The following is a 6,107-nucleotide window of genomic DNA, read 5'->3' as shown; positions in this document are numbered from 1 at the left end:
TGTTTGAACCAGGCCACGTTACTGCCACCCACTACGGCAGCGAAGATAACGTCAGGCTTTCTCAGACGGATTTTGTTGATAACCGAACCAAACTGGGTATCACCAAGAGGCTTGTATTCTTCACCGACCACTTTACCGCCCAGTACTTTTTCAATATGAATACGGGCAATTTTCATTGAAGTACGTGGCCAGATGTAATCCGAGCCAATCAGATAGAATGTTTTGGCACCTTTCTCTTCAGCAACCCAGTCCAGACCGGCAAGGATCTGTTGAGTGGCTTCCTGACCGGTGTAGATCACGTTTTTGGATTGTTCCAGACCTTCATAGAAAGTCGGGTAATACAACAAACCGTTCTCTTTTTCGAAAACCGGTAAAGCGGCTTTACGTGACGCCGATGTCCAGCAACCGAAAACTGCTGCAACCTTGTCGTTTACCAGTAACTTTCTGGATTTTTCGGCAAAGGTTGGCCAGTCACTGGCACCATCTTCCTGAATGATCTTGATTTGACGGCCGAGGATACCGCCGCTCTCGTTGATCTGTTTGATAGCCAGCTTTTCCGCTTCCTGAGCACCGGTTTCACTGATCGCCATAGTGCCGGTCAGTGAATGTAAAATACCCACCGTCACGGTGTCATCGGTTACTGAAAGCCCCGTGGTGTTGACTTCAGCAGTCGGATAATCCGCCGCTATCGCCGTACTGGTAATAAACCCAGCCGCCACCATTGCACTAATCAGTGCACCGGTTTTGCCTAAAAATTTTCGTCGACTAAAGTAGCTCATCGTATATCTCCTGTTAACAAATTAGAGTGAACAGCATTGTTCCGAACGGTTTTGTTTTGGGGGCTCAGTGTCCGAGCATCCAGGGTCTTGCGGTTTTCTTGGTCTGCATCTGCAAGCCGTTGGGATTGCTTTTGGCCTGAGCTGCAGCTTTGGTTTTTTGTGCGGTATCGGTTTTACAAGTGTGTGTACCTGAGCAGCCACAGCTGGAACGTCGCAACTGTTTCGGCTCATGTGCCGACTTTTCATTACGCTCTTTAGCCACTCGCGTGTTTCGGTCCATCAACGCAAGATAGGGAGCAGAAATAATCCGCACCGCCATCTCGCCACATTCAACACATTCCATTGAATTACCGGCTTCACTCATTTTGCGCAGTGCACTGAAATCGCCACACTGCTCACATCGGTAGTCATATATCGGCATAATGTGATGTCCCGTTTTATGATGTCGAACTTAAATCAAAGCCCTGGGTGACAAATTGCGTTGGGCCATCTGCCGTCGGGTTGATATTGAAATCGAAGATTTCTGTCGGAATCCACAACGTGGCACAGGCATTCGGAATATCCACTACGCCGCTAATATGACCCTGAACCGGGGCGGTACCTAGAATCGATAAAGCCTGCTCACCTGTGTAGCCGAATTTCTTCAGATATTCGATGGCATTGAGACAGGCCTGACGATAGGCAACATGCACATCCAGATAATGTTGTTTGCCCTGCTCATCCACCGAAATCCCTTCAAACATCAGGAAGTCACTGTAAGTCGGTGTTAACGGGCTGTTTTTGAACAGGGGATTTTTAATACCGTATTTCTTCACACCGTCTTTAATCAGGCTGACTTTGATATCCAGATAACCGGCCATTTCGATAGCACCACAGAAAGTGATTTCGCCATCACCCTGAGAAAAGTGAAGGTCACCCATTGATAGGCCACCATCTTTCACATAGACCGGGAAGTAGATTTTCGAACCTTTGGTCAGATCCTTGATATCGCAGTTACCACCATGTTCACGAGGCGGTACGGTACGGGCACCTTCTTTTGCGGCTTTAGACGCTTCGTCTCCTTTCAAACGGCCCATGACTGCTGCCTGCTCGTTAGGTGGCAGTGCTAAAGGTGGAACGCGATCCGGTTCCGTTGCGATCAGTTCAGCTTCACGTTTGTTCCATTCCGCCAGCATCTCTTTCGATGGTAAACAACCAATCAAACCGGGATGCATGATGCCGGCGAACTTTACGTTCGGCACATGACGTGAGGTGGTGTAAATGCCGTGGAAATCCCAAATGGATTTACGCGCTTCAGGGAAGTGATCGGTTAAAAAACCACCGCCATTCTCTTTAGAAAAGAAGGCGTTGAAACCCCATTGCGAATCTTCAAAGGTGCCGACATCCAGGATATCGACCACTAACAGGTCACCCGGCTCGGCACCTTCCACGCCAATCGGGCCACTGAGGTAGTGGACCTGTAACAAGTCCACATCACGAATGTCATTGGCGCTGTCGTTATTTCCGATCTGGCCACCGGTCCAGTCCATACATTCCACACGGAATTCATCGCCCGGTTTGACCATGGCAATCATCGGAATATCAGGATGCCAGCGATTATGGATTTGACCGTCCTGTTCCCAGGGCTTTTTATCTAAATCAAGTTTTACTAATGTTTTCATCGGTATCTCCTACGTTGAAGAAACGTTTTGATAGGTAATATTTGGATTAAAATTGCAACTGCGTTGAGATGACGAATTGACCTTGATCATCGCTGCCCTCGACTTCCAGATCGCGGTAAACCGCTGTTATGGAGGCGTTATAACCATCAATGAAATAGTTCAAGCCGAAGTCTGTGCGCTTGGTTTCACCGGCATCAGAATCAAAGTTCTGGTAACGAACGAATGGCATAAATTGACCCCAGCCGACTTTTTCCTTGAAGATAAAACCAGTACTGACGTAATAGGCTTCACCCTGTTCTGAAAGGAAAACATCATCCGTGTCATAATCGAAGTAGGCGGCCTCCAGCGATACAGCGCCTGCAGCCAGTTTCTTCTCTACGAGTAAATCAACTGTCCACTGAGAGTAGTCACCGACTTCTGTGGTAGAAGCAGAACCATCACCTTTATGGCGGCCTGCCAAACCAATGGTGAATATATCTTTGGTGCCCAGGTAGTTACCTGTGCCGTAATAACCCGGTTCTTTATCCCAGAAGCTGTATTGCAAACGACCGGCATACATTAATTCGTCGTCCTGATCGGGATTATCAGTTACGTCACCCACCCCACTGAATTCAAAAATCTTGTCGGCTTCAAAAACACCAAAGGAATAGGCCAGACGTTGATCAAATGCAGTCGCAACTAATGCCACACCGTCATCACGGCCGATGGTGCCGCCATTCCAGCCATAGCGAGCTGTAATGTTTGCCCAATAACCATCACCTGATGTGTAGTAAGGTCCAGCCATATTGGCGCGGCTACTGGGCGACAGGAAACGACCAGCCCAAATCGCCATATCGGGAGTAAATTGAAAAATACCGGCAGCATCGATAATCTGGAAAGAATCGTTACCACCTGATTTTTCCGAGTTGAACATACCTTTGATGTATTTGTTTAATGAGCCTGAGACGTATAGACGAGCGCTGTCCAGTTCAAAATCATTGGAGCGACTGCCATCATTTGCTGCATCTTCAATACTGCTATAGCTTCCCCGCAGACCAAATCCGACACTGATGTACTGATCTTCACCAAAGGTAATCGTGCCAGCAGCATGTGTGGTGGCTATCGGAGCCAATGTAGTGGTTGTGGCCAAGGCGACCAGGTATGCGACTTTGTTCATTTTTTTCATTTTTCTTCTCCCGAAAATCTCACCAGAATAAAAAGCGTCGTTGAATTCGCCTCGGTGCTCATCAACCTTTAAGTTCGGGAGCCATACTAGTCAGCCGGGTCGGGTGCTTAAATACGTCAAATTGCGTACAGGGGTTGCGAAGGGTTTCAGTTACTCTGATCACAGGTCTTCAAACAACTGATCGTCAGGAGGAAAAATGAAACACCCATCTATTCCAACCATTGGAGCGCTATGGTTAATCAGCAGCGTGTCATTACTGTCAGGGTGCGGAGGTGAATTCAGCTATAAGCGCGGGGCGACTGCGCAAGATTTTCAGAGTGAAAAACAACGTTGCGAAAAGGGGGCAAGCTCAGAAAAAGAGATTGATCAATGTTTGCAACAACAAGGCTGGTTAGTGGTTGGCCCTGATAAGCCATTTATCCCTCTCAGTCGTGGCGAAAGTAAAACCATCGCTGTAGCAGATGATGCGATGGCTGAAGTTGACGACCAACCTGTTGATCCCATGGAAAAATTACAGGTTAATTCGTGGTGGCGCATGGGGGCTGGTCCGGAAAAACTAATGGCAGATAGTGAAGCTTGTGTGGCTGAATTAGGTGAAGCACATTCACCCGAAGCCAATATGAGTCTGGTGACCCGAGGCTTATTAGGCTGTATGCAGAAAAAAGGCTGGGCTGCTTTATTGCAACAACAATGAGCGGTTAATCACTACTAAAAGCTGTTGTGTGGGCTGCAATATTGAGTCTGTTGGGATTTAGGGCATAAGTATTGCAGTCCCACTTTCACGACTATCCGACGAAAGGGAAATGAGCATGATGCAGCTGTGGCGTGATTATGATCCCGGGGAGTTCTACGATGAGCTGATGTACGATCAACATCAGCCAAGACACTTCAGTTACAAGCTGCTGGATTATCTGAAATCCATGCGTAAAGAGGCATTCGAGCAGCGTATTGTCGACTCTGAACTCGAAATTCTGGAGCGTGGTATCACCTTCACGGTGTACAGCGATGCCGGCAATATTGATCGTGCCTGGCCTTTCGATATTATTCCCCGCATCATTCCCAAGCGAGAATGGGATTGCACCGAAAAGGGGCTGGTGCAACGGATCCGTGCTTTAAATATGTTCATCAATGACATTTACAATGATGGCAATATGATTCGGGATGGACTGATACCTGAAGAAGTGGTGTTGCAATCCAAAGGTTACCGGCCACAGTGCAAAGGCATGCAACCGGCGCATGGTGTATGGGCACATATCTGTGGCTCGGATTTAGTGCGTGATGACAATGGCACAATGTATGTGCTGGAAGATAATCTGCGGGTACCCTCAGGTGTGGCCTATATGCTGGAAAACCGTAAAACCACCAAACGGGTATTGCCCGAGTTATTCAAATTACTGCATATCAGCCCGGTCAATGACTATCCCTCTCATCTCTCTGCGATGCTGGCTTCACTGGCACCGGATATAGCCAAACCCAATATGGTGTTGCTGACACCCGGCATCTATAACTCAGCCTATTTTGAACATGCCGCGCTAGCCCAACAGGCAGGGCTGATATTGCTGGAAGGTGCCGATCTGACGGTCAATGATGATGGTTATGTGTATATGAAGACCATTCATGGACTGGAGCGGGTCGATGTCATTTATCGACGTATTGATGATGATTTTATTGATCCACTGGTGTTTAGAGAGGATTCCACTTTAGGTATTCCCGGCATCATGCAAGCCTGGCGCGAAGGCAAGGTAGCGATTGCCAATGCACCAGGATGCGGGGTGGCCGACGATAAGGTGATTTATGCCTATGTACCGGCGATGATCCGTTATTACCTGAATGAAGAACCTTTATTACCCAATGTACCCACCTGGATTTGTCGAGATCCCGACCAATTGCAGCATGTTCTCGACCATTTGCCGGAACTTGTCGTCAAACCTGCCAATGAGTCCGGTGGCTATGGCATGCTGGTGGGGCCGCATTCCAGTGAAGAGAAAATTGAAGAATTTCGCCAGTTATTAATTGCCGATCCCAATAATTATATCGCCCAACCGACCCTTAAACTCTCGGTATCACCTACCAGTTGTGGCGATCATATTGCACCTCGCCATGTGGATTTACGTCCGTTTATCCTGTCCGGTAAACATAACTATGTCACACCGGGCGGTTTAACAAGGGTAGCTTTGGTCAAAGGGTCACTGGTCGTCAATTCCTCGCAAGGGGGTGGCAGTAAAGATACCTGGATAGTTGATGATTCCTATTTTGGAGGGCTGAGCTGATGCTTTCGCGGGTTGCAGAGCGGGTTTACTGGCTGGCACGGTATCTGGAACGGGTGGAAAATACTGCCCGGCTCATTAATGTGCATACCGGGTTATTGATGGACTTACCCCGTGATGTCGAAATTGACTGGTTCACGCTGGTGACCATTTTTGATGCTGAGATGTTCTATCACGCTAACTTTGATCAGATTAATGAAAACAATGTGATGCAATTTTTGCTGGCAGAACCCAA

At 47.9% G+C, this 6,107-nt stretch carries 7 protein-coding genes; 3 read left to right on the top strand and 4 right to left on the bottom strand.

Annotated features, from left to right (window positions below; all coding sequences use genetic code 11):
• The 4 genes from B3O33_RS01500 to B3O33_RS01485 all read right to left on the bottom strand — a co-directional run.
• The coding region (locus B3O33_RS01500) for a transporter substrate-binding protein (protein WP_292362792.1) at nucleotides 1-779 on the bottom strand (779 nt) is incomplete at its 3' end.
• Nucleotides 780-843: 64 nt separating this feature from the next.
• Complete coding sequence (locus B3O33_RS01495) at nucleotides 844-1,200, bottom strand: FmdB family zinc ribbon protein (protein WP_292360848.1); 357 nt, start codon at nucleotides 1,198-1,200, stop codon at nucleotides 844-846.
• 16 nt (nucleotides 1,201-1,216) lie between these two features.
• Nucleotides 1,217-2,440, bottom strand: coding sequence for a formamidase (gene fmdA / locus B3O33_RS01490; RefSeq protein WP_292360850.1), 1,224 nt, complete (start codon nucleotides 2,438-2,440; stop codon nucleotides 1,217-1,219).
• Nucleotides 2,441-2,486: 46 nt separating this feature from the next.
• Nucleotides 2,487-3,605, bottom strand: a complete 1,119-nt coding sequence (locus tag B3O33_RS01485; protein ID WP_292360851.1) for a porin — start codon at nucleotides 3,603-3,605, stop codon at nucleotides 2,487-2,489.
• 196 nt (nucleotides 3,606-3,801) lie between these two features.
• On the opposite strand from B3O33_RS01485, the gene B3O33_RS01480 reads away from it, so the two are divergent.
• The 3 genes from B3O33_RS01480 to B3O33_RS01470 form a co-directional block, all read left to right on the top strand.
• On the top strand, nucleotides 3,802-4,299 hold the full coding sequence (locus B3O33_RS01480; protein ID WP_292360853.1) for a hypothetical protein: 498 nt from the start codon (nucleotides 3,802-3,804) through the stop codon (nucleotides 4,297-4,299).
• Nucleotides 4,300-4,414: 115 nt separating this feature from the next.
• Nucleotides 4,415-5,875: a circularly permuted type 2 ATP-grasp protein gene (locus B3O33_RS01475; RefSeq protein ID WP_292360855.1), complete on the top strand. Its 1,461-nt coding sequence runs from the start codon at nucleotides 4,415-4,417 to the stop codon at nucleotides 5,873-5,875.
• Nucleotides 5,875-6,107: alpha-E domain-containing protein (locus B3O33_RS01470; protein ID WP_292362791.1), on the top strand; the 233-nt coding region annotated here is incomplete at its 3' end. The genes B3O33_RS01475 and B3O33_RS01470, both read left to right, overlap by 1 nt.

This window comes from Methylophaga sp. UBA1464 (genome assembly GCF_002325665.1).
GTDB lineage: Bacteria > Pseudomonadota > Gammaproteobacteria > Nitrosococcales > Methylophagaceae > Methylophaga.
The sequence above is the reverse complement of the archived record's forward strand: the minus strand, read 5'-3'. Positions and strand labels throughout refer to the sequence as shown.

What these genes read in the sequence shown, in the direction of transcription:
- B3O33_RS01495 (WP_292360848.1), bottom strand. Translation starts at nt 1,200, where the DNA reads ATGCCGATATATGACTACCGATGTGAGCAGTGTGGCGATTTCAGTGCA.
- fmdA (WP_292360850.1), bottom strand. Translation starts at nt 2,440, where the DNA reads ATGAAAACATTAGTAAAACTTGATTTAGATAAAAAGCCCTGGGAACAG.
- B3O33_RS01485 (WP_292360851.1), bottom strand. Translation starts at nt 3,605, where the DNA reads ATGAAAAAAATGAACAAAGTCGCATACCTGGTCGCCTTGGCCACAACC.
- B3O33_RS01480 (WP_292360853.1), top strand. Translation starts at nt 3,802, where the DNA reads ATGAAACACCCATCTATTCCAACCATTGGAGCGCTATGGTTAATCAGC.
- B3O33_RS01475 (WP_292360855.1), top strand. Translation starts at nt 4,415, where the DNA reads ATGATGCAGCTGTGGCGTGATTATGATCCCGGGGAGTTCTACGATGAG.